Below are 22,286 nucleotides of genomic sequence, written 5' to 3'. Positions count from 1 at the left end.
TCGACCCGACTTTACCTCACACGTGCAGCAATTAAGCTTATGGCCATTTTAGACATCCTCGAATTCCCCGATTCGCGCCTGCGCACTATCGCCAAACCAGTGGCCGTAGTGGACGACGAAGTGCGTCAGTTGGTCGATGACATGTTTGAAACAATGTATGAAGCGCCAGGCATCGGCCTCGCCGCTACCCAGGTCAACGTGCACAAACGTATCGTCGTGATGGACCTCTCCGAAGACCGCAGCGAACCGCGGGTGTTCATCAACCCCGAGTTCGAAACCCTGACCGACGAGATGGGCCAATACCAGGAAGGCTGCCTCTCGGTGCCGGGCTTCTACGAAAACGTCGATCGCCCGCAAAAGGTCAAGATCAAGGCCCTGGACCGCGACGGCCAGCCTTACGAACTGATCGCCGAAGGTCTGCTCGCCGTGTGCATCCAGCATGAATGCGACCACCTCAACGGCAAGTTGTTCGTCGATTACCTGTCCACGCTCAAACGCGACCGGATCAAGAAGAAACTGGAAAAGCTCCACCGCCAGAACGCTTGATGCCCTTCTTTCAAAGGCTTGCCGCGGCAAGCCTTTTTCTTTTCAAGATGCTTTGCAATTGAGAGCTTCCATGACTGAGCCACTGCGCATTGTCTTTGCCGGCACCCCGGAATTCGCCGCCGAACACCTCAAGGCCCTGCTGGGCAGTCCTTACGAGATCGTTGCGGTCTACACCCAACCAGACCGTCCGGCGGGCCGTGGGCAGAAGCTGATGCCAAGCCCGGTCAAGCAATTGGCTCTGGAGCACAACATCCAGGTGTTGCAACCGCCAACCCTGCGCAACGAAGACGCTCAGGCGGAACTGGCCGCGCTGAAACCGGATTTGATGGTGGTGGTCGCCTACGGCCTGATCCTGCCGCAAGTGGTGCTGGATATCCCACGCCTGGGTTGCATCAACAGCCACGCCTCCTTGCTGCCACGCTGGCGCGGTGCGGCGCCGATCCAGCGTGCCGTTGAAGCGGGCGACAGCGAAAGCGGCGTGACCGTGATGCGCATGGAAGCCGGCCTCGATACCGGGCCGATGCTGCTCAAGGTCACCACGCCGATCAGCGCCGAAGACACCGGCGGCAGCCTCCACGATCGCCTCGCAGAGATGGGCCCACCGGCCGTGATCCAGGCGATTGCCGGCCTGGCTGCGGGCACACTGGAAGGCGAAGTGCAGGACGACAGCCTCGCCACCTATGCACACAAATTGAACAAGGACGAAGCGCGCATCGACTGGAACCGCCCGGCGGTTGAGCTGGAGCGTCTGGTTCGCGCCTTCAATCCATGGCCGATCTGCCACAGCACGCTGAACGGCGAAGCGCTGAAAGTGTTGGCCGCAAGCCTGGCCGAAGGGCAGGGCGCACCGGGGAAAATCCTCAGCGCCAGCAAGGACGGCTTGATCGTCGCCTGCGGTGAACAGGCGCTGTGCCTGACCCGTCTGCAATTACCCGGCGGCAAGGCACTGAACTTCAGCGACTTGTTCAACAGCCGTCGTGAGAAATTTGCCGTCGGCACCGTCCTCGGTCAAACGGCAGACGCTCAATGAACCCACGTCTGGCCGCCGCCAAGGCACTTGCTGCAGTTCTTAACGGAAAAGCCTCACTCAACAGTTCTCTGCCGACACAAATGGACAAGGTCGAAGACCGCGATCGCGGCTTCACCCAGGACCTGGCGTTCGGCACGGCTCGCTGGCAGCCGCGTTTGTCGGCGTTGGCGGCCAAGCTGCTGCAAAAGCCGTTCAAGGCGGCTGATGCCGATGTCGAGGCGCTGTTGCTGGTGGGGCTTTATCAACTGCTCTATACCCGCGTCCCGGCTCACGCCGCCATCGGCGAAACCGTCGGTTGCGCCGATAAACTGAAAAAGCCGTGGGCCAAAGCCTTGCTCAACGCCGTACTGCGCCGCGCCCAACGGGAAAGCGAAGCGCTGCTGGCCGAGCTGGAACGCGACCCGGTGGTGCGCACCGCCCACCCGCGCTGGCTGCAAAAATCCCTCAAGGCCTTCTGGCCTGAACAATGGGAAGCCATTTGCGCAGCGAACAACGCACACCCGCCGATGATTCTGCGGGTCAATCGTCGTCATCACACTCGCGACGCTTACCTTGGCTTGCTGAGTGACGCTGGCGTGGCCGCCAAGCCCTGCATTTATAGTCGCGACGGCATCATTCTCGACGCCGCCGCCGACGTACGCAGCCTGCCTGGGTTCGCTGAAGGCTGGATCAGCGTGCAGGACGAAGCCGCGCAATTGGCCGCCGATCTGCTGGACCTCGCGCCGGGCCAACGGGTGCTGGACGCCTGCTGCGCACCGGGCGGCAAGACCTGCCACATCCTTGAGGCCGAGCCCAAACTGGCCGGCGTGGTGGCTGTGGATCTGGAAGCCAAGCGTCTGGTGCGGGTGCGGGAAAACCTCGCACGCCTGGGCCTGAGCGCAGAATTGATTGCCGCCGACGGTCGCGATACCGCCACCTGGTGGGACGGCAAACCGTTCCAGCGCATTCTGCTCGACGCGCCATGCTCGGCCACCGGGGTGATCCGCCGTCACCCGGATATCAAACTAACCCGCCAACCCGACGACATCGCCGCACTGGCGGTGCTTCAGGGCGAACTGCTCGACGCCATGTGGATAACTCTGGAGGTGGGCGGCATTCTGCTTTACGCCACCTGCTCCACGCTGCCGACCGAAAACACCGAAGTCATCGAAGCGTTCCTCGCCCGCACGCCAGGCGCCCGTGAACTGGACCTCGCCACGGCGGCCGGCATCAAGCAGCCCCATGGTCGCCAGTTGCTGGCCCAGGAAGGCGGCCACGACGGGTTCTACTACGCCAAGCTGATCAAAATTGCCGCCGCGCGCGGTTAACCGGGTTTAAGGGAGTGACTGGATGAAGATCATCATCCTCGGCGCAGGGCAGGTCGGCGGTTCGCTGGCAGAACACTTGGCCAGCGAGGCCAACGACATCACCGTGGTCGACACCGATGGCGAACGCCTGCGCGACCTCGGCGATCGGCTGGACATCCGCACCGTGCAGGGTCGCGGCTCGCTGCCGACCGTGCTGCGGCAGGCTGGTGCCGACGACGCTGACATGCTGGTGGCCGTGACCAACAGTGACGAAACCAACATGGTCGCCTGCCAGGTCGCCCACACCCTGTTCCACACCCCCACCAAGATCGCCCGGGTCCGCGAAGCCGCGTACCTGACCCGTGCCGAACTGTTCGACAATGAAGCGATTCCGGTCGACGTGCTGATCAGTCCGGAACAGGTAGTCACCAATTACATCAAGCGCCTGATCCAGCATCCGGGCGCATTGCAGGTGATCGACTTCGCCGAAGGCAAAGCGCAGCTGGTAGCGGTCAAGGCGTACTACGGCGGGCCGCTGGTGGGCCAGCAATTGCGCCAGTTACGCGAACACATGCCGAATGTCGAAACCCGCGTCGCGGCGATTTTCCGTCGTGACCGGCCGATCCTGCCCCAGGGCGATACGGTGATCGAGGCTGACGACGAAGTGTTTTTCATCGCCGCCAAAGCGAATATTCGTGCAGTGATGAGCGAAATGCGCCGCCTCGATGAAAGCTACAAACGCATCGTCATCGCCGGTGGCGGGCAGATCGGTGAACGCCTGGCCGAAGCCATCGAAAGCCGTTACCAGGTGAAGATCATCGAGATGAACCCGGCCCGCTGCCGCTACCTCTCGGACAACCTCGACAGCACCGTGGTGTTGCAGGGCAGCGCTTCGGATCGGGATCTGCTGCTGGAAGAAAACATCGCCGACGCCGATATTTTCCTCGCCCTGACCAACGACGACGAAGCCAACATCATGTCTTCGCTGCTGGCCAAGCGCCTGGGCGCGAAGAAGGTGATGACGATCATCAACAACCCGGCCTACGTCGACCTGATCCAGGGCGGCGACATCGACATCGCCATCAGTCCGCAACTGGCGACCATCGGCACTTTGCTGGCCCACGTCCGGCGCGGGGACATTGTCAGCGTGCACTCACTGCGCAGGGGCGCGGCGGAAGCCATCGAGGCAATTGCCCACGGCGATGCGAAGTCGAGCAAGGTGATAGGCAAGGCCATCGAAAACATCGGCCTGCCACCGGGCACCACCATCGGCGCGATCATCCGCGACGAAGAAGTGATCATCGCCCACGACGACACCGTGATCGAAACCGGCGACCATGTGATTCTGTTCCTTGTGGATAAGAAGCATATTCGGGACGTGGAGAAGCTGTTCCATGTGGGGCTGAGCTTCTTCTGATCCGAAGACCTCTTCGCGGGCAAGCCCCGCTCCTACAGGTTTGAGCCGTCCAGCTATTATGCGAACGACTGAACCGTGTAGGAGCGAGGCTTGCCCGCGAAGGCGATTTCGAACTCCCCCAAAAAACCAGAGGTGCCACCCAATGATCGAATCCCTGGAAAAAATGCTCGCCAAGGGTGTGGATAACTCATTGCTGCGCTTCGGCCTGGGCAAGGGCTATCTGGATCTTGGGGAAAACGCCAAGGCCGCGGAGCATTTCCAGCGCTGCGTCGAGTTCGATCCGAAGTATTCGGCAGCCTGGAAGCTCTTGGGCAAGGCCCATTTGGCGCTGGCGGATTACGCGGCGGCGCGGCAGACCTGGGAACAGGGCCTGGAAGCCGCCCGCGCTCATGGCGACAAGCAGGCGGAGAAAGAGATGACGGTGTTTCTGAAAAAGCTTGAGCGACAGACGCACTGATCAGCGATAACGCAGGCCAAGATCAATAGAACGCAGCCTGCTGAGTTATCCACAGCAGCGTCAATACCAGCGTGCTTCGCCCGGTGGACGCTTCTTGAAGCGCTTCATGCTCCACATGTACTGGCTCGGATAAGCCCGCACGTAGCGCTCGACTACCTGGCTCATGGCCGCGCAGGAGGTTTCGGTATCGGTGCTGTACATGGCCTCTGGCGCGGCTTCGAGAATCACTTTGTAACCCGAACCGTCCGGCAGCCGCAGGGCATGCAGGAACACGCCGACCGCTTTGCCACCGGCGAGCATGTTCGGCACGAATTTGCTGGTCAGGGCCTGAGTGGCGAAGAACGGCACGAAGATCCCGGCGGATTCGGCCGGTTCCGGGTCAGCCGGAATGCCCACCGCGCCACCCTTGCGCACTTCCTTGATCACGCTGAGGATGCCTTCCTTGGTGGAAGCCGCCACCCGGTTACCCAATTGCACCCGCTGCTTGCGCAGCAACTCATCCACCGCCTTCAGTTTTGGCGGGCGGTAGAAAATGATCGGTTTGCACTGGCTGCAATAGAAGTGGTTCAACACTTCCCAGTTGCCCAGGTGGCTGGTGATGCCAACCACGCCTTTACCGGACGCCAACGCCTCTTTCAAAACGTCGAGGCCTTCGACTTCGCGCACCAGTTCAATGGAACGCTGGGCCGGCCAGATCCACGCGCAGGCGCTTTCAGTCAGAGACTTGCCGATGTCTTTCAGGCTTTGACCCACCAGACGCTCACGCTCGGCCGGGTCCATCTGCGGAAAGCACTTGGCGAGGTTGATCCGCACCACGTCGCGGGAACGGTTGGGGGTTTTCCACATGATCCAGCCAATCGCCGAACCCACCGCCTGCACTGCCCGCCACGGCAGCAGGGCAAACAGCCGCAGAGCGCCTACCAGCAAGGCGCCTTTAAACTTATCCACAGGTCACTCCTGATTTTGTGGTGTGCGCGAGGCGGCTATTCTAACCGCCGTTCGCCAAGGTGGCGTAGCGATCGCAATCCAGGGTGTGGTCCATGACCATGCCTGAAGCCTGCATCAGCGCGTAACAAATGGTCGGGCCGACGAACGTGAAGCCGGCTTTTTTCAGGCCTTTGCTCATCTCGATGGCGGCCGGTGTCACCGCCGGCACTTCACTGCGATCCTTGAAATGATTGATCACCGGCGTGCCGCCGACGAACGACCAGAGAAACCCCACCGGGTCTTCCAGCTCCAGCCAGGCCTGGGCATTGCGCCGGGCTGCGTTGAGTTTGAGACGATTGCGGATGATCCCCGGATCGAGCATCAGTTCATCGATTTCCGCATCGCTCATCTGCGCCACGCGCTGCACGTCGAAGCCGAACAGCACCTCGCGATAACGCTCTCGCTTGCGCAATACAGTGATCCAGGAAAGCCCGGCCTGGAACCCTTCGAGCAAAAGCAACTCGAACAATCCCTGCGCATCGCGTAGCGGCGTGCCCCACTCCTGATCGTGATAAGCCATGTACAGCGGATCTTCGGTACACCAAAAGCAGCGTGGCATAAGGCTCCAGGGGGCGTGCGCAGGACCGAATCGGGTATACTCCCGCTCTTTAAATCGCAGCCCAAGAAACAGGTGAATTTCGTGAGCCAGCCTACGCCAGCCGTGCGTACCTTCCAAGACTTGATCCTCGCCCTCCAGCAATACTGGGCCGAGCAAGGTTGTGTGGTACTTCAGCCCTACGATATGGAAGTAGGCGCCGGCACTTTCCACACTGCCACGTTCCTGCGCGCCATCGGCCCGGAAACCTGGAACGCCGCTTATGTGCAGCCCAGTCGTCGCCCGACTGACGGCCGCTACGGTGAAAACCCGAACCGTCTGCAGCACTACTATCAGTTCCAGGTAGTGCTGAAGCCGAACCCGGACAACTTCCAGGAACTGTACCTGGGCTCCCTCAAGCACGTGGGTCTGGACCCGCTGGTGCATGACATCCGTTTCGTCGAAGACAACTGGGAGTCGCCAACGCTGGGCGCCTGGGGTCTGGGCTGGGAAGTCTGGCTCAACGGCATGGAAGTGACGCAGTTCACTTACTTCCAGCAAGCGGGCGGCATTGAGTGCTACCCGGTGACCGGCGAGATCACTTACGGTCTGGAGCGTCTGGCCATGTACCTGCAAGGCGTGGACTCGGTCTACGACCTGGTCTGGGCTGACGGTCCGTTCGGCAAGGTGACCTACGGCGACGTGTTCCACCAGAACGAAGTGGAGCAGTCGACCTACAACTTCGAACACGCCAACGTCGAGAAGCTGTTCGAACTGTTCGACTTCTATGAAAGCGAAGCCAAGCGCCTGATCGAACTCGACCAGCCGCTGCCGTTGCCGAGCTACGAAATGGTGTTGAAGGCTTCCCACACCTTCAACCTGCTGGATGCGCGCCGGGCGATCTCGGTGACCGCGCGTCAGCAATACATTCTGCGTGTACGCACCCTGGCGCGTTCCGTTGCGCAAGCCTACCTGCTGGCTCGCGCCAAGCTGGGCTTCCCGATGGCGACCCCGGACCTGCGTGATGAAGTACTGGCCAAGCTGGAGGCTGCACAATGAGTGCTCAAGATTTTCTGGTTGAACTGGGCACCGAAGAACTGCCACCCAAAGCCCTGAACACCCTGGCCGAGGCATTCCTGGCCGGTATCGACAAAGGCCTGCAAGCCGCTGGCCTGAGCTACGAGAGCAAAACCGTCTACGCCGCGCCGCGTCGTCTGGCCGTGCTAATCACCGCGCTGGCAACCCAGCAGCCGGATCGCAGCATCAACCTCGACGGCCCGCCACGCCAGGCTGCGTTTGATGCCGAAGGCAACCCGACTCAAGCAGCCCTGGGCTTCGCCAAGAAGTGCGGTGTAGAACTGAGCGAAATCGATCAGAGCGGCCCGAAGCTGCGCTACAGCCAAAGCATCGCCGGCAAGCCGACCGCGAGCCTGATGCCGACCATCGTCGAAGATTCCCTGAACGACCTGCCTATCCCCAAGCGCATGCGCTGGGGTGCTCGCAAGGAAGAATTCGTTCGTCCGACCCAATGGTTGGTGATGCTGCTCGGTGACCACGTCATCGACTGCACCATCCTCGCCCAGAAGGCCGGCCGTGATTCCCGTGGTCACCGCTTCCACCACCCTGAAAGCGTGCGCATCACCTCGCCGGCCAACTACCTGAACGATCTGCGTGCTGCTTATGTACTGGCCGATGCCAACGAGCGTCGCGAACTGATCAGCAAGCGCACCAATGAACTGGCGACCATGCAGGAAGGTACGGCGATCGTTCCGCAAGCCTTGCTCGACGAAGTGACCGCGCTGGTTGAATGGCCGGTGCCGCTGGTGTGCTCGTTCGAAGAACGTTTCCTCGACGTGCCGCAAGAAGCGCTGATCACCACCATGCAGGACAACCAGAAGTACTTCTGCCTGCTGGATGCCGACGGCAAGTTGCTGCCACGTTTCATTACCGTGGCCAACATCGAAAGCAAGGATGCGCAGCAGATCATCGCCGGTAACGAGAAAGTGGTTCGCCCACGCCTGACCGACGCCGAGTTCTTCTTCAAGCAAGACAAGAAGCAAAAACTCGAAGAATTCAATCTGCGTCTGCAGAACGTGGTGTTCCAGGAAAAACTCGGCAGCGTCTACGACAAGGCCGAGCGCGTGTCGAAGTTGGCGGCCTACATCGCCGCTCGCATCGGCGGCAATGCTTCCTGGGCGGCGCGTGCCGGCCTGCTGTCCAAGTGCGACCTGGCGACCGAGATGGTCGGTGAGTTCCCGGAGATGCAAGGTGTCGCCGGTTACTACTACGCCCTCAACGACGGCGAGCCGGAAGACGTCGCCCTGGCGCTGAACGAGCAGTACATGCCGCGCGGTGCCGGCGCTGAACTGCCGACCACCCTGACCGGTGCGGCCGTGGCCATCGCCGACAAGCTCGACACCCTGGTGGGCATTTTCGGTATCGGCATGCTGCCGACTGGTAGCAAAGACCCGTATGCCCTGCGCCGTGCCGCGCTGGGTGTGTTGCGGATCCTGATCGACAAGAAGCTCGATCTCGACCTGAACGACGCCGTGGCCTTCGCCGTGAATGCGTTCGGTGCCAAGGTCAAGGCTGCCGGCCTTAATGACGCGGTGCTGGAGTTCATCTTCGACCGTCTGCGTGCTCGTTACGAAGACGAAGGCGTGGACGTCGCGACCTACCTGTCGGTACGTGCCCTGAAGCCGGGTTCGGCCCTGGACTTCGACCAGCGTGTACAAGCGGTAGAAGCGTTCCGCAAATTGCCGGAAGCCGCCGCCCTGGCCGCCGTGAACAAGCGCGTGTCGAACCTGCTGAGCAAAGTCGAAGGCTCCGTGCCGACGGTCGTTGAAGCCAAGTACTTCGACAACGCCAATGAGTTCTCGCTGTATTCGGCGATCCAGCAGGCGGACCAGGCTGTGCAGCCAATGGCCGCTGCCCGTCAATACAGCGAATCGCTGGCGCGTCTGGCCGCATTGCGCGAGCCAGTGGATGCGTTCTTCGAAGCCGTGATGGTCAACGCCGAAGACGCCAAGGTGCGAGCCAACCGCTATGCGCTGCTGGCGCGTCTGCGTGGGTTGTTCCTCGGCGTCGCCGACATTTCATTGCTGGGCTGAGGAGCTGCTGTTGAAACTGCTGATTCTCGATCGGGACGGGGTGATCAATTACGACTCCGACGCGTACATCAAGTCGGTGGAGGAGTGGATTCCACTCCCCGGTTCGATCGAAGCGATCGCGCAGTTGAGCAAGGCCGGCTGGACGGTGGCGGTCGCCACCAACCAGTCGGGCATCGCTCGCGGCTATTACGACATCGCGACCCTGGAGGCCATGCACGCGCGCTTGCGCGAGTTGGTGGCGGAGCAGGGCGGCGAAGTCGGGCTGATCGTCTATTGCCCGCACGGGCCAGACGATGGCTGCGATTGCCGCAAGCCAAAACCCGGGATGTTGAAAACCATCGCCGCGCATTACAACGTTTCGCTGACGAATCTATGGTTCGTCGGCGATACTCTCGGTGACCTGGAGGCCGCCAAAGCCGTCGACTGTCAGCCAGTTTTGGTAAAGACCGGGAAAGGCGAAAAGACTCAGGGCAAGACCCTACCGGCAGGCACCTTGATTTTTGACGATCTGGCGGCGATTGCCGCAGAACTTATCCACAACTAAGGCTCTTCTGACATCCTGGCCAAGGACTGATCGGGAGTGCGCTTGAATAGGCGGGCAGTGCCCGCAACGGTAAATGTCGCCATGTCGATACTGCAGGCCATCAGAACTTTCCTCTTTTACCTGCTGCTGGGCACCAGTTCGTTGCTCTGGTGCACCCTGAGCTTTTTTATCGCGCCGTTTCTGCCATTCAAGGCGCGTTATCGCTTTATCAACGTGTATTGGTGCCGCTGCGCCTTGTGGCTGAGCAAAGTCTTTCTGGGTATTCGCTACGAAGTGAAGGGCGCCGAGAATGTGCCTGAACAGCCCTGCGTGATTCAGTCGAACCACCAGAGCACCTGGGAGACGTTCTTTCTCTCGGCCTACTTCGAACCGTTAAGCCAGGTGCTCAAGCGCGAATTGCTCTACGTGCCGTTTTTCGGCTGGGCCATGGCCATGCTGCGGCCGATCGCCATCGACCGTGACAACCCGAAAGCTGCGCTCAAGCATGTAGCAAAGAAGGGCGATGAACTGCTCAAGGACAATGTCTGGGTGCTGATTTTCCCAGAAGGGACTCGCGTTCCCTACGGCACCATCGGCAAGTTCTCCCGAGGCGGCACCGCGTTGGCCGTCAATGCGTCATTGCCCGTGCTGCCGATTGCACACAATGCCGGCAAGTTCTGGCCAAAAACCGGTTGGGCCAAAAAGCAGGGCGTGATTACCGTGATCATCGGCGCGCCAATGTACGCCGAGGGTAGCGGGCCACGGGCCATCGCCGACCTGAATGACCGGGTGCAGGCCTGGAACGAACAGATGCAACGCGAAATGGGTTCGCTGCCAGCAGCCCCGGCGGCACCAAGTGCAACCGATCAAGTGACTGTCTGAGATTCTGTGGATAACCTGTGTACCGTTTTGTTGAAAATCGCTGTATTTCGTTTTTAAGCTTTTGATTTGCATACATATTTCTTAAGCAAATAAAACTTCGGAAAACGTGCATAAGTTTTTTTCGGACGTAAAAAAACCGGCTGATATAGCCGGTTTTTTTATGCCTGTGAAAAAGATCAGGCTCACTCGCTCAATAGGGGCAGCTGGACACTGAACGTCGTACCTTGCCCCACCACGCTATGACAGGAAATCCGCCCGCCGTGACGATCCACCACCGCCTTGACCATGGACAACCCCAGCCCCAGGCCGTCACTGCCGTGAGCCGATGCAAAGCGTCGATACTGACTGAACAACTCGGGGAGTTCTTCGACGGCAATCCCTCGGCCCTGGTCGGCGATCTCGCACGTTAACCAACCCTCAGTACAACTCACCCGCACGCTGATCCGCGAACCCGCCGGACTGTACTTGATGGCGTTTTCCAACAGGTTGAACAGTGCCCGTGTCAGTAACGACTGATCGGCCAGGACCAGCGCTTCAGCATCTTCGTCGAGGTCATGCAGCAACTGAATGTTCTTCAGATGAGCGATGCTCGAGGCCTGGTCGAAGGTATCGAGCAGCAACATCGCGAACATACTCGGCTGAAACTGATAGGCCTCGGATTCAGCCTTTGCCAACTGCACAAAGGCCTCGGTCAGGTTCAGCGCCTTGCGCACTTGTAACTCGATCTGACTGAACACTTGAGTGTCGCCAGACACCTGATGCCGCTGAACGTCGAGCAAAGCCAGAATCGCCGAGTGGGGGGCCCTCAGGTCATGAGACAGAAAACGCAGCAACACGGCCCGCTGCTCCTCGGCGTCCCGTTCGACGCTCAAGTCAGTGAGGCTCAGTAACCAGCCAATCACCGAGTCGCCTTCGGCCGGCAACAGCGGCGCCAGGTCCAGACGCAGGCTGCGTGCCTGGGTATCACGAAATTCCAGCGGCTCCAGGGTCGACAACGCCGGTAGCGTTCCATCGGACGGCACCGGGTAACCCAACTCGCTCAGTTGCTCGAGCATCTCCTCGCCCACCAGGCTGCCGGAAAATATCTCCCGAGCCTTACGGTTGGCCAACAGAATGCGCCCGTTCGGATCGCTGATCAGCGTCGCCACCGGCAAGTACTCAAGGCCATCGGCAATGAAACGCCGGGTGTCACGTGTCCGGCTCATGGCCTGTTCCAGCGCGACGATTTGCCCTTGCAGCACATCGCCAGCCGGGGCCTGGGTACGGCGGCGTTCGGGAAACACTTTCGGCTCGCTGTCCAGACGCGCCAGTTCCCAGCCGAAATAGGCGAGCACCGCATTCAGCCTTCGCCAATTCCAGATCAGGTAACCCAACAGCATACCCAGCAGACTCGCGGCCGGTGACCACCACCAGCCAAGACGTAACAGCAGGCTCGAACCCAGCAGCGCGACCGCCATTGCCCCCAGGGTCAGCCATAACGCGCGACGCGGACGCACCAACATCAGGCCCAGCAACTCACCGACAATCACCACCGATAACAACGCCGCCAAACGTTCATCGAGAGCCACAATGTTGCGCTGTTGCAGCAGCCCATTGAGGATATTTGCCTGAATTTCGATGCCCGGGGTGGTGCCCATGCTCGCCGATTGCGGTGTCACGTAACGGTCCCCCAAACCTGGAGCGGTGGAGCCGATCAGGATCAAGCGATCGCGCAGCAATTCGGGCGGGACTTCACCGCGCAAGACGCTGACGTAGGGCACACTGGGAAAACCCGCATCGGAACGGATGAAAGGAATCCGTATTTCGTGGGCTCGCTGCCAGCCTTGTGTCGACGGCAGGGCCGGGGTCCCGGGCATCGGTACATTCTCCTTGTCGGCAAGGGTCTGTTCGTACAGCAGCCAGGCCAGTTGCGCACGTGTTTGTTGTGCCGGTCCTTCGCTTAAGTACACACTGCGAACGATCCCGTCGGCATCCGCTTGGGCATTGATGTGCCCGACGCCTTTGGCGCAATGGCTCAGTGGCGCCACCGGTTCAATTTCCCCCAAAGGCTGTCCATAACGCGCCACGCCTTCACGCAGCAACGGCACGAAGACATTTCCGGCACGGCAGGCCGCCTGGGCCAGAAGCTGATCGTTGCCGGGATGGCTATCGGGCTCGCTGAAAATTACGTCGAACAGAATGCCTTTGGCGTTCGCAGCGCCTAGCCGATCAAGCAACTGCGCGTGCATGGCCCGCGACCAAGGCCATTTGCCTAGCTGCTGCAAGCTGTAGTCATCGATCGTGACGATGAGTATTCGTGGGTCCACCGGCAGCGGGCTCAGCCGACGCAGGTTGTCGTACAGCAGATTGCTCAAGACCAGGCCATGGGTCATGGACAGCACTGCCGTCAGCGGCAACAGGATCAGGCTGACCCACAGCCACTCGCGGACCATTCGCCGAAACAGCCGCTGAGCCTGGGTCGGCTCGCGACCATCCTTCCTTGGGCGGCCCTTCATCGGTCGTCGGCCAGGGCGCTATTGGACACGCGTGGTCCTGGGGTAATAGAAAATGTCATACACCCCGGTCTCTCCTTCTAACCCCTGAGCGTCATACGCCGACAGGCGAACATGGTAGAACAACGCCTTCAACCCGCTGAATTTGACCTCGGGCGTGCTGGAAAACTGCTCTTGCTTGATGTCCAGAAAGGCCGCGTCGGTGGCCACTTGCGCCCGATAACGCGTGGCGCCTTCGATGGGCTTCATGATCAATTGCCAGACAGGCACATTACCCGTTTGACCGGCCTGCCCCAACAAACGTGGGGCAGGTAACAAGTCGATTGGCGTCAACGTGCCTTGTTTCTGAATACGCAAACCCTGACGGGCCATGACCTGGACTTCATCATCCTCAGGGCCCTGAGTCCGTTTGGCAGTGGAGCGGGCAGAGCGGGGGCGCGACAGTTCCTCATCACGATTGACCGCCACGTGCCCGTTCAGCACTTCCAGTAATGCCTGGCCACCATCATCGTTGCGCACCCGGAAGTGCGTACCCCGTACGCCCAGTACACCGACCGGCGTGACGATCTGAAAACGATCATGGTCGCTGGCACGCTTGATCACATACGACTCGACCTGGCCCTGCTCGAGGATAACCTGAGGGATCGAATGTTCTTCATTGAGGTGTAGCGTGATCTGGGAGCTGGAAGGCAGCACTACCCGCGAGCCATCGCCCAGGGACAGGCTGACAAACGCCGAGGGTGAAGTCTTGATGCCTTCCTGCTCATCGATCGGCATGCCTTCCTGCAGTGGCGTCTGTCTGCCTTTAGCATCCAGCTTCCAGGCTTCTCCGGTCAGGTGCTCGACAGTCGCGGGCAGCGGTTGGCCGCGACATTGTTGATTGTCATCGATATAAGGCAGACGTTTTGCCGAGGCGGCAGCCGCCGATGCACTCTGGGTGAACAATTCCATCAACCCTGCAACCAGTAAAAGACAAACGCCAGAACGGCGTGGGAGCAATAAGGTCATGAGGTTCATGGATTGGCTTTTATGCTCTTATACAAATCATGCCGGGAAACGCCCGCGCTGACGCACGATACCTGACCGGATGCTCTGGCAGATAGCCATGGGCGCAAAGGAAATGAGATGACACATCCCTGTGTCAGAACTGAGCAGGCACTCCATGTGTTTTCCCCTGAACTGCAGACCCGCCGAAAACCGGCGATCGACGGTCCTGCAGTTTGGCATTGACGCTCCCTGCGTCGGAGCACATCCCAATGCCCCTGTGCCGCTCAGCGAAAACGAATTTACCGGCATAAGCGACCTTGCGCGGTCATTCTCAATATTTGTTCAGAATTGACTGAAGGCGCCTAAAACACCCAACGTTGTTGCGCCGAACGAATGTCGAGCTGGGCGGCTTCCACCTGTGCGGAGTGCACCGGGGCAAAGCCTGGCGAGTCGCCCATCACCGTGTTCGTCTCTGCCGGGCCGAAGTAACGCGGTGCAACATTCTGCTCGATGACTGATATTGACTGGACCGTGGTACATCCCAATCCGAGACCCGCGGCTAACATCAACGCTGCTAATCTTGTAAACCCGTTAAAGATAATCTTTAGACGCATTTTTTCCCACAGTCCCTCTGGAGCATTCTGCCGATCATTCATCACCTACCGGCTAAGTGATATCAGCGTATCCACACTTGGGAAGTTCACAGCAATTCGCCACAATTGTTCAGATTCAATCAATCAGCCTAAACTCCCGCAGGGATTTTCTTAACCGTTGCACTTACGAGATGAAGGAAGCACTCGGCATGCGTGTCGCAATACTGGATGACGAACCCGCCGAACTCCGCCGGGTGGAACAGACACTGCGACAGATCCCCGTCACGGGGGAGCAGGCGTGGACGTTGCACAGTTTCGAGCGGGGAGAGGACCTGTTACGGCAACTTCGCCGGGAAACTTTCGATCTGCTGATCCTCGACTGGCAATTGCCCGACATCAGCGGTCTGTCGTTGTTGCGCTGGACCCGGGAACACATGGACTCACCACCGGCCGCGATCATGCTCACCAGTCGCGATACCGAAAGCGATATCGTCCAGGCCTTGAACGCCGGAGCCGACGATTACGTGAGCAAACCGTTTCGTCCTAACGAGCTGATGGCTCGGGTGAGCGCCGTGCTTCGTCGGCATGGACTGCAACGCGCGGCAGCCACCGAAGTACTCACATTCAATGACCTCGAATTCGACGACGCCGAACTCACTGTCACCCGTGCCTCCACCCCCATCAGCCTGACCGAACGGGAATACCGTCTCGCCCGCTGCCTGTTCGCCAATCTGGGCCGACCTTTATCCCGTGAATACTTGTATGAGCGCTTTTGGACCCATGAAGAAATCGTCTCCTCCCGGCCCCTGGATACTCATATTTATCGCCTGCGCAACAAGCTGGGGCTGACGGCTGATCGCGGTTGGCAACTGCTGACGATTTACGGGTATGGGTATCGGCTTGAGAGCGTAGCGACTGCCAGCGAGTGAAGAGCTGTTACATTCCTACGATTAATAAAAAAGGCCAACGCTTAGCGTTGGCCTTTTTTGTTTTAGCGGTCCTGCCGGATCAGAAGTCCAGGTTGGACACCGCCAGGGCATTGCTTTCGATGAAGTCACGGCGAGGTTCGACCGCATCACCCATCAGGGTGTTGAAGATCTGGTCGGCGCCGATGGCGTCTTCGATGGTCACTTTGAGCATGCGGCGCGAGCCCGGATCCATGGTGGTTTCCCACAGCTGATCAGGGTTCATCTCACCCAGACCTTTGTATCGCTGGATGGTATGACGCTTGGTGCTTTCGGCCATCAACCATTCAAGGGCTTCCTTGAATTCGGTGACGGCTTTCTTGCGTTCGCCACGCTGGATATAAGCGCCATCGTCCAGCAGGGTGCTCAGTTGAGCGCCCAGGGAAACGACGGTCTTGTAATCGTTGCTGCCGAAGAAGTCGCGGTTGAAGGTGACGTAGTTCGACAGGCCGTGGGAGATCAGTTCGACCTCTGGCAGCCAGACGTTACGCTCACGGTCTTCGCGCAAGCTGGCCTTGTAGACCAGGCCGGACTTCTCGACGGTGCGCAGACGAACTTCGTACTGAGCCAGCCAATCCTGCATCGCTGCGTGATCGGACAGTTGCTCCATGCTGACCGCTGGCAGGTAGATGAAGTGCTCGGTCAGTTCCTGTGGGTACAGGCGCGACAGGCGCTTGAGGGTCTTCATCACCAGACGGAAGTCATTCACCAGACGCTCGAGGGCTTCACCCGAGATACCCGGTGCTTCCTCGTTCAGGTGCAGGCTCGCATCTTCCAGGGCCGACTGCGTCATGTACTCTTCCATGGCGTCGTCGTCTTTGATGTATTGCTCTTGCTTGCCTTTCTTCACTTTGTACAGCGGTGGCTGAGCGATATAGATGTAGCCGCGCTCAATCAGCTCTGGCAACTGACGGAAGAAGAAGGTCAGCAGCAGGGTACGGATGTGCGAACCGTCGACGTCAGCATCGGTCATGATGATGATGTTGTGATAACGCAGCTTGTCGATATTGTACTCGTCGCGACCGATGCCGCAGCCTAGCGCGGTGATCAAGGTGCCCACTTCTTGCGAAGAGATCATCTTGTCGAAGCGCGCCTTCTCGACGTTCAGGATCTTGCCCTTCAATGGCAGGATGGCCTGGGTCTTGCGGTTACGTCCCTGCTTGGCGGAGCCGCCAGCAGAGTCACCTTCCACGAGGTACAGTTCGGAAAGGGCAGGGTCTTTTTCCTGGCAGTCCGCCAGTTTGCCCGGCAGGCCGGCGATGTCCAGCGCGCCTTTACGACGGGTCATCTCACGGGCTTTACGCGCCGCTTCACGAGCACGCGCCGCGTCGATCATCTTGCCGACGACCAGCTTGGCTTCGTTCGGGTTTTCCAACAGGAAGTCGGAGAAGTACTTGCCCATTTCCTGTTCGACCGCGGTCTTCACTTCGGAAGACACCAGCTTGTCTTTGGTCTGGGAGCTGAACTTCGGATCCGGCACTTTCACCGAAATGATCGCCGTCAGGCCTTCGCGGGCATCGTCACCGGTGGTGGCGACTTTGTGCTTCTTCGCCAGGCCTTCAGCTTCGATGTAGGTGTTCAGGTTACGCGTCAGCGCCGAACGGAAACCCACCAGGTGAGTACCGCCATCGCGCTGTGGAATGTTGTTGGTGAAGCACAACAGGTTCTCGTTGAAGCTGTCGTTCCACTGCAGGGCGATTTCCACGCCGATGCCGTCTTCACGCTGGATGTTGAAGTGGAACACCTGGTTGACCGCAGTCTTGTTGGTGTTCAGGTATTCAACGAATGCACGCAGACCACCTTCGTACTTGAACAACTCTTCCTTGCCGCTGCGCTCGTCCTTGAGGACGATGCCGACACCGGAGTTGAGGAAGGACAGTTCGCGAATCCGCTTGGCCAGGATGTCCCAGCTGAAGTGGATGTTCTTGAAGGTGTCAGCCGAAGGCTTGAAGTGAATCTGGGTACCGGTGGATTCGCTGTCGCCAACGATTTTCATCGGTTCTTGCGGAACACCGTGGACGTAAGTCTGTTCCCAGATCTTGCCGCTGCGGCGAACGGTCAGGACCAGTTCTTCGGACAGGGCGTTAACCACCGATACACCTACACCGTGCAGACCACCGGAAACCTTGTAGGAGTTGTCGTCGAACTTACCGCCGGCGTGCAGCACGGTCATGATGACCTCGGCCGCCGAAACGCCTTCTTCTTTGTGCACGTCTACCGGGATACCACGACCGTTGTCGCGAACGGTGATGGATTCATCCGGGTGGATGATGATGCTGATGTCGTCGCAGTGGCCGGCCAAAGCTTCGTCGATCGAGTTATCGACCACCTCGAACACCATGTGGTGCAGACCGCTGCCATCGTCGGTGTCACCAATGTACATACCGGGACGTTTGCGTACGGCATCCAGGCCTTTCAGCACTTTAATGCTCGTTGAGTCGTACGTATTTTCTTCGCTCAATGCCTTCACTCCCGATGGTCGTGGGTCTGGGTGATACGGCCCTGTTCCACGTGGAACAAAGCGACTGGCGTTTCCGTCTGCCAGCCTTCCCTCAATAATTCGTGATCTACACAGGTGATAAAGACCTGGCAGCGTAAGTCTTCCAGCAAGCGGCAAAGCGCGCGACGGTGGTGCTCGTCCAGTTCGGACGGCAGGTCATCCACCAGATAAATACACTGGCCGCGTCGGGCCTGGCTGACCAAGTGCCCTTGGGCAATCCGCAATGCACAGACCACCAACTTCTGCTGACCACGGGACAAGATATCCGCGGCGTTATGTGCGCCTAATCGGAGACGCAAATCAGCCCGTTGTGGTCCGGCCTGGGTATGACCCATTTGCTGATCCCGCTGAAGGGATCCGGCGAGCACTGCACTCAACTCACGGTCTTTGTCCCAGCCTCGGTAATAGCTGAGCGTCAAGCCCTCAAGCTCAACCAGTTCGCTCAAGGTCTGTTCAAAGACTGGTTTCAAGGCTTTGATGTAAGCGCGGCGGTATTCATCTATTTCATCGCTGGCCTGGCACAGTTCCCTGTCCCAAACCGCTTGCGAAACGGCGTCAAGTGTACCATGCCGCAGCCAAGAGTTTCTCTGGCGCAAGGCCTTCTGCAAGCGCTGCCACGTAGACATGAATCGCGGTTCCACGTGGAACACACCCCAGTCGAGAAACTGCCGGCGAATCTTCGGCGCGCCTTCCAGCAGGCGGAAGCTGTCCGGGTTGATCAACTGCAGCGGCAGGATCTCCGCCAGTTGTGCCGCACTACGGGCGTTCTGCCCGTCGATGCGGATCTGGAACTCTCCCTGACGATCGCGAGATATCCCCAATGCGCTGTGCCCGCCCTCGGCCAATTCGACCTGGCCAAATACCGTGCACGCCAATTGTTCGTACTGAATAACCGGCAACAGGCGGGTGCTACGAAACGAACGGGCAAGCCCCAGCAGATGAATGGCTTCCAGAACACTGGTTTTGCCGCTGCCGTTGGCGCCGTAAAGAATGTTGATTCGGGGGGAGGGGGAGAAGGTCACCGGGTGCAGATTGCGCACCGCGGTGACCGAGACGCGACTTAAGGACATCTAGCTTCTGCTGAGCATGATTACAGACGCATCGGCATGACAACGTAAGCCGAGTCGTCGTTGTCGGACTCTTGCACCAGCGCACTGCTGTTGGAGTCGGACAGGATCAGGCGAACCTGCTCGGTGGTCATCACGCCCAATACGTCGAGCAGATAGCTCACGTTGAAGCCGATTTCCAGAGAGCCGCCGTTGTACTCAACGCCCACTTCTTCTTCCGCTTCCTCCTGCTCCGGGTTGTTCGCCTGGATCTTCAGCTGACCGTTGGCCAGTTGCAGACGGATGCCGCGGTACTTCTCGTTGGACAGAATCGCGGTACGGCTGAACGCTTCACGCAGGGCCTGGCGATCGCCGAGTACCAGCTTGTCGCCGCCTTTAGGCAGAACGCGCTCGTAGTCAGGGAATTTACCGTCGACCAGTTTCGAGGTGAAGGTGAACTCGCCGGTGGTGGCACGGATGTGGTGCTGGCCCAGCACAATGCTGACGTTGCCGTCCGGTTCGGTCAGCAGACGTGCCAGTTCCAGGATACCTTTGCGTGGCACGATCACCTGATGACGATCCGGCTGACCGATATCGGCCTGCATCGAGCACATGGCCAGACGGTGACCGTCGGTCGCCACGGCGCGGATGATCCCGGCCGAGACTTCCAGCAGCATGCCGTTGAGGTAATAACGCACGTCCTGCTGCGCCATGGCGAAGCTGGTGCGTTCGATCAGACGACGCAGTTTGCTTTGCTCAAGGCTGCAGGTCAGCGAACCCGGGCCTTCTTCCACCGTCGGGAAGTCGTTGGCCGGCAGGGTCGACAGGGTGAATCGGCTACGGCCGGCCTTCACCACGAGCTTCTGCTCATCGACCTTGATGTCGATCAGCGCATCGTTTGGCAGGCTCTTGCAGATGTCCATCAGCTTGCGCGCAGGCACAGTGATGGAACCCGGGTCTGCAGGCTCTTCGAGTTGCACACGACCGACCAGCTCGACTTCCAGGTCGGTACCGGTCAGCGACAGTTGCTGGCCTTCGACAACCAGCAGCACGTTGGAAAGCACCGGCAAGGTCTGTCGGCGCTCGACGACGCCTGCGACCAGTTGCAGGGGTTTCAACAGGGCTTCGCGTTGAATGGTGAAATGCATGGTCTAGTCCCTTGCCTTAATAAGCTGCGCTGGTGTTCATCAAGTGGTCAGTGTACGCAGCAGGTTCTTGTAGTCCTCGCGGATGTCCGCGTCGGATTCCTTAAGCTCGTTGATCTTGCGGCAGGCGTGCAAAACAGTCGTGTGGTCGCGGCCGCCAAACACATCGCCGATTTCCGGCAGGCTGTGGTTGGTCAATTCCTTGGACAACGCCATAGCGACCTGACGCGGACGTGCTACCGAGCGTGAACGACGCTTGGACAGCAGGTCGGAGATCTTGATCTTGTAATACTCAGCGACGGTGCGCTGAATGTTATCCACAGAGACCAGTTTATCTTGCAACGCCAACAAGTCTTTCAGGGATTCGCGAATCAACTCGATGGTGATGTCGCGGCCCATAAAGTGCGAGTGGGCGATCACGCGTTTGAGCGCGCCTTCCAGCTCACGGACGTTGGAGCGAATACGCTGAGCGATGAAGAATGCCGCGTCGTGTGGCAGATCGACTTTGGCCTGGTCGGCCTTTTTCATCAGGATCGCTACACGGGTTTCCAGCTCCGGCGGCTCGACGGCAACCGTCAGACCCCAGCCAAAGCGGGATTTGAGGCGTTCTTCAAGGCCTTCAATTTCTTTCGGATAGCGGTCACTGGTGAGAATGACCTGCTGGCCACCTTCGAGCAGGGCGTTGAAGGTGTGGAAAAACTCTTCCTGCGAACGTTCCTTGCGAGCGAAGAACTGAATGTCATCGATCAGCAACGCATCCACCGAACGGTAGAAGCGTTTGAACTCGTTGATCGCGTTCAACTGCAGCGCCTTGACCATGTCGGCCACGAAACGCTCCGAATGCAGGTACACGACCTTGGCATTCGGGTTCTTCTTTAATAGGTGGTTACCCACAGCGTGCATCAAGTGGGTTTTACCCAAACCGACGCCGCCATAAAGGAAGAGCGGGTTGTAACCGTGTTTGGGGTTGTCCGCCACCTGCCAGGCCGCAGCCCGTGCCAGTTGGTTGGACTTACCTTCGACGAAGTTCTCGAAGGTGAATGTGCGGTTCAGGTAGCTGGTGTGCTTGAGCGCACCTTCGACCTGCACCGTGCGCTGCTCGGAACGAACCGGGGCCTGTTGCGAACTGGCGCCGGCCATAGGGTCGAAGCTGTCGCGGGACGGTTCTTCACTGACCTCGGCAACTTTTTGCGTCGAACGCTTGGTCGGTGCCGCTGCCGGAGCAGGGGCTGGAGCGCTGACCGGTGCGGCCGCCGCCTGAGCCTGGGACGCCGCAGCGGCCAACGGGGCATTGGGTGCCGCACGCGGTGCCGAACTGCGTTTGCTGCCTATTAATAAGGAAAGCGCCGGCGCCATGCCATTGCCGTGCTCATCCAGCAGTTCAAGGACGCGGCCCAGGTACTTTTCGTTGACCCAGTCGAGAACAAAACGATTCGGTGCGTAGACACGCAACTCGTCGCCTTCGGCTTCGACCTGTAGCGGGCGGATCCAAGTGTTGAATTGTTGGGCAGGCAGCTCATCGCGCAAAAGCTCCACGCACTGCTGCCAAAGTTCCACTGACACGGATATCCCCTAAGTTGAAAGCCGGTGAGGCAAAAACAAGCGGTCATTGTAGCGGCCAGACGCCCACTTATCCACATGCAGGTTGCGCACAGGGCATGAATTATCAATGCGTTAACCCTCAAAAAGAAGACCAACGGTATGTGCATAAGCTCTGTGGATAACCGCCCATGAGGGCACTGGACAAGTGGGGGCGAAACTCGGTGGATAACCTGCCTGTGGATA

The 22,286-nt window shown here is 59.3% G+C and carries 19 protein-coding genes; 10 read left to right on the top strand and 9 right to left on the bottom strand.

Going from position 1 to position 22,286, the window contains the following annotated elements; genetic code table 11:
* Positions 1-39: 39 nt before the first annotated feature.
* From def to JUI81_RS11220, 5 genes are all read left to right on the top strand, one after another.
* The gene (def, locus tag JUI81_RS11240; protein WP_007941507.1) at positions 40-546 is read left to right on the top strand and encodes a peptide deformylase; all 507 of its coding nucleotides are present in this window, start codon (positions 40-42) and stop codon (positions 544-546) included.
* A gap of 70 nt (positions 547-616) precedes the next feature.
* Positions 617-1,576 (top strand): methionyl-tRNA formyltransferase, encoded by a 960-nt coding sequence (fmt, locus tag JUI81_RS11235; protein WP_204124260.1) that lies wholly within the window; start codon positions 617-619, stop codon positions 1,574-1,576.
* Positions 1,573-2,883: a 16S rRNA (cytosine(967)-C(5))-methyltransferase RsmB gene (gene rsmB / locus JUI81_RS11230; RefSeq protein ID WP_019580328.1), complete on the top strand. Its 1,311-nt coding sequence runs from the start codon at positions 1,573-1,575 to the stop codon at positions 2,881-2,883. Before fmt ends, rsmB begins: the two co-directional genes overlap by 4 nt.
* A gap of 22 nt (positions 2,884-2,905) precedes the next feature.
* On the top strand, positions 2,906-4,279 hold the full coding sequence (gene trkA / locus JUI81_RS11225; protein ID WP_018927309.1) for a Trk system potassium transporter TrkA: 1,374 nt from the start codon (positions 2,906-2,908) through the stop codon (positions 4,277-4,279).
* A 142-nt stretch (positions 4,280-4,421) separates the two neighbouring features.
* A complete protein-coding gene (locus tag JUI81_RS11220; protein WP_096481554.1) occupies positions 4,422-4,736 on the top strand; it encodes a tetratricopeptide repeat protein in 315 nt (104 codons plus the stop codon).
* Between the two features lie 60 nt (positions 4,737-4,796).
* Here the strand turns inward: JUI81_RS11220 and JUI81_RS11215 are convergent, their stop codons facing one another.
* Both JUI81_RS11215 and tag read right to left on the bottom strand, forming a co-directional pair.
* A complete protein-coding gene (locus tag JUI81_RS11215) occupies positions 4,797-5,684 on the bottom strand; it encodes a lysophospholipid acyltransferase (RefSeq protein ID WP_019580330.1) in 888 nt (295 codons plus the stop codon).
* A gap of 40 nt (positions 5,685-5,724) precedes the next feature.
* A complete protein-coding gene (tag, locus tag JUI81_RS11210) occupies positions 5,725-6,282 on the bottom strand; it encodes a DNA-3-methyladenine glycosylase I (protein ID WP_028940074.1) in 558 nt (185 codons plus the stop codon).
* 81 nt (positions 6,283-6,363) lie between these two features.
* On the opposite strand from tag, the gene glyQ reads away from it, so the two are divergent.
* The 4 genes from glyQ to JUI81_RS11190 all read left to right on the top strand — a co-directional run bounded on the left by glyQ (position 6,364) and on the right by JUI81_RS11190 (position 10,773).
* Positions 6,364-7,317: a glycine--tRNA ligase subunit alpha gene (gene glyQ, locus JUI81_RS11205; RefSeq protein WP_003213601.1), complete on the top strand. Its 954-nt coding sequence runs from the start codon at positions 6,364-6,366 to the stop codon at positions 7,315-7,317.
* The gene (gene glyS, locus JUI81_RS11200; RefSeq protein WP_204124259.1) at positions 7,314-9,368 is read left to right on the top strand and encodes a glycine--tRNA ligase subunit beta; all 2,055 of its coding nucleotides are present in this window, start codon (positions 7,314-7,316) and stop codon (positions 9,366-9,368) included. Before glyQ ends, glyS begins: the two co-directional genes overlap by 4 nt.
* A 4-nt stretch (positions 9,369-9,372) precedes the next feature.
* A complete protein-coding gene (gene gmhB / locus JUI81_RS11195; protein ID WP_177324973.1) occupies positions 9,373-9,912 on the top strand; it encodes a D-glycero-beta-D-manno-heptose 1,7-bisphosphate 7-phosphatase in 540 nt (179 codons plus the stop codon).
* Between the two features lie 81 nt (positions 9,913-9,993).
* Complete coding sequence (locus JUI81_RS11190) at positions 9,994-10,773, top strand: 1-acyl-sn-glycerol-3-phosphate acyltransferase (RefSeq protein ID WP_018927315.1); 780 nt, start codon at positions 9,994-9,996, stop codon at positions 10,771-10,773.
* Between the two features lie 182 nt (positions 10,774-10,955).
* On the opposite strand, the gene JUI81_RS11185 is transcribed toward JUI81_RS11190, so the two are convergent.
* From JUI81_RS11185 to JUI81_RS11175, 3 genes are all read right to left on the bottom strand, one after another.
* The gene (locus JUI81_RS11185) at positions 10,956-13,268 is read right to left on the bottom strand and encodes a CHASE2 domain-containing protein (protein WP_204124258.1); all 2,313 of its coding nucleotides are present in this window, start codon (positions 13,266-13,268) and stop codon (positions 10,956-10,958) included.
* 18 nt (positions 13,269-13,286) lie between these two features.
* The gene (locus JUI81_RS11180; RefSeq protein ID WP_032831056.1) at positions 13,287-14,273 is read right to left on the bottom strand and encodes a FecR domain-containing protein; all 987 of its coding nucleotides are present in this window, start codon (positions 14,271-14,273) and stop codon (positions 13,287-13,289) included.
* Positions 14,274-14,614: 341 nt separating this feature from the next.
* Positions 14,615-14,818 (bottom strand): hypothetical protein, encoded by a 204-nt coding sequence (locus JUI81_RS11175; protein ID WP_172901216.1) that lies wholly within the window; start codon positions 14,816-14,818, stop codon positions 14,615-14,617.
* A 236-nt stretch (positions 14,819-15,054) separates the two neighbouring features.
* Here JUI81_RS11175 and JUI81_RS11170 point away from each other — a divergent pair, with 236 nt between their 5' ends.
* Positions 15,055-15,774, top strand: a complete 720-nt coding sequence (locus JUI81_RS11170; protein ID WP_026331802.1) for a response regulator transcription factor — start codon at positions 15,055-15,057, stop codon at positions 15,772-15,774.
* Positions 15,775-15,853: 79 nt separating this feature from the next.
* Here the strand turns inward: JUI81_RS11170 and gyrB are convergent, their stop codons facing one another.
* The 4 genes from gyrB to dnaA are packed head-to-tail and all read right to left on the bottom strand — an operon-like array spanning position 15,854 to position 22,064.
* Complete coding sequence (gene gyrB, locus JUI81_RS11165) at positions 15,854-18,271, bottom strand: DNA topoisomerase (ATP-hydrolyzing) subunit B (RefSeq protein ID WP_007934319.1); 2,418 nt, start codon at positions 18,269-18,271, stop codon at positions 15,854-15,856.
* Positions 18,272-18,276: 5 nt separating this feature from the next.
* Entirely contained in the window at positions 18,277-19,380 is a 1,104-nt protein-coding gene (recF, locus tag JUI81_RS11160) for a DNA replication/repair protein RecF (RefSeq protein WP_018927321.1), read from the bottom strand.
* 20 nt (positions 19,381-19,400) lie between these two features.
* On the bottom strand, positions 19,401-20,504 hold the full coding sequence (gene dnaN / locus JUI81_RS11155) for a DNA polymerase III subunit beta (RefSeq protein ID WP_007903001.1): 1,104 nt from the start codon (positions 20,502-20,504) through the stop codon (positions 19,401-19,403).
* Positions 20,505-20,543: 39 nt separating this feature from the next.
* Positions 20,544-22,064, bottom strand: coding sequence for a chromosomal replication initiator protein DnaA (dnaA, locus tag JUI81_RS11150; RefSeq protein WP_007934322.1), 1,521 nt, complete (start codon positions 22,062-22,064; stop codon positions 20,544-20,546).
* Positions 22,065-22,286 lie beyond the last annotated feature (222 nt).

Source organism: Pseudomonas sp. 008, assembly GCF_016861935.1.
In the GTDB taxonomy this organism is placed as follows: domain Bacteria; phylum Pseudomonadota; class Gammaproteobacteria; order Pseudomonadales; family Pseudomonadaceae; genus Aquipseudomonas.
Note: the sequence above shows the minus strand (reverse complement) of the source record. Positions and strands in the feature narration are given on the sequence as shown.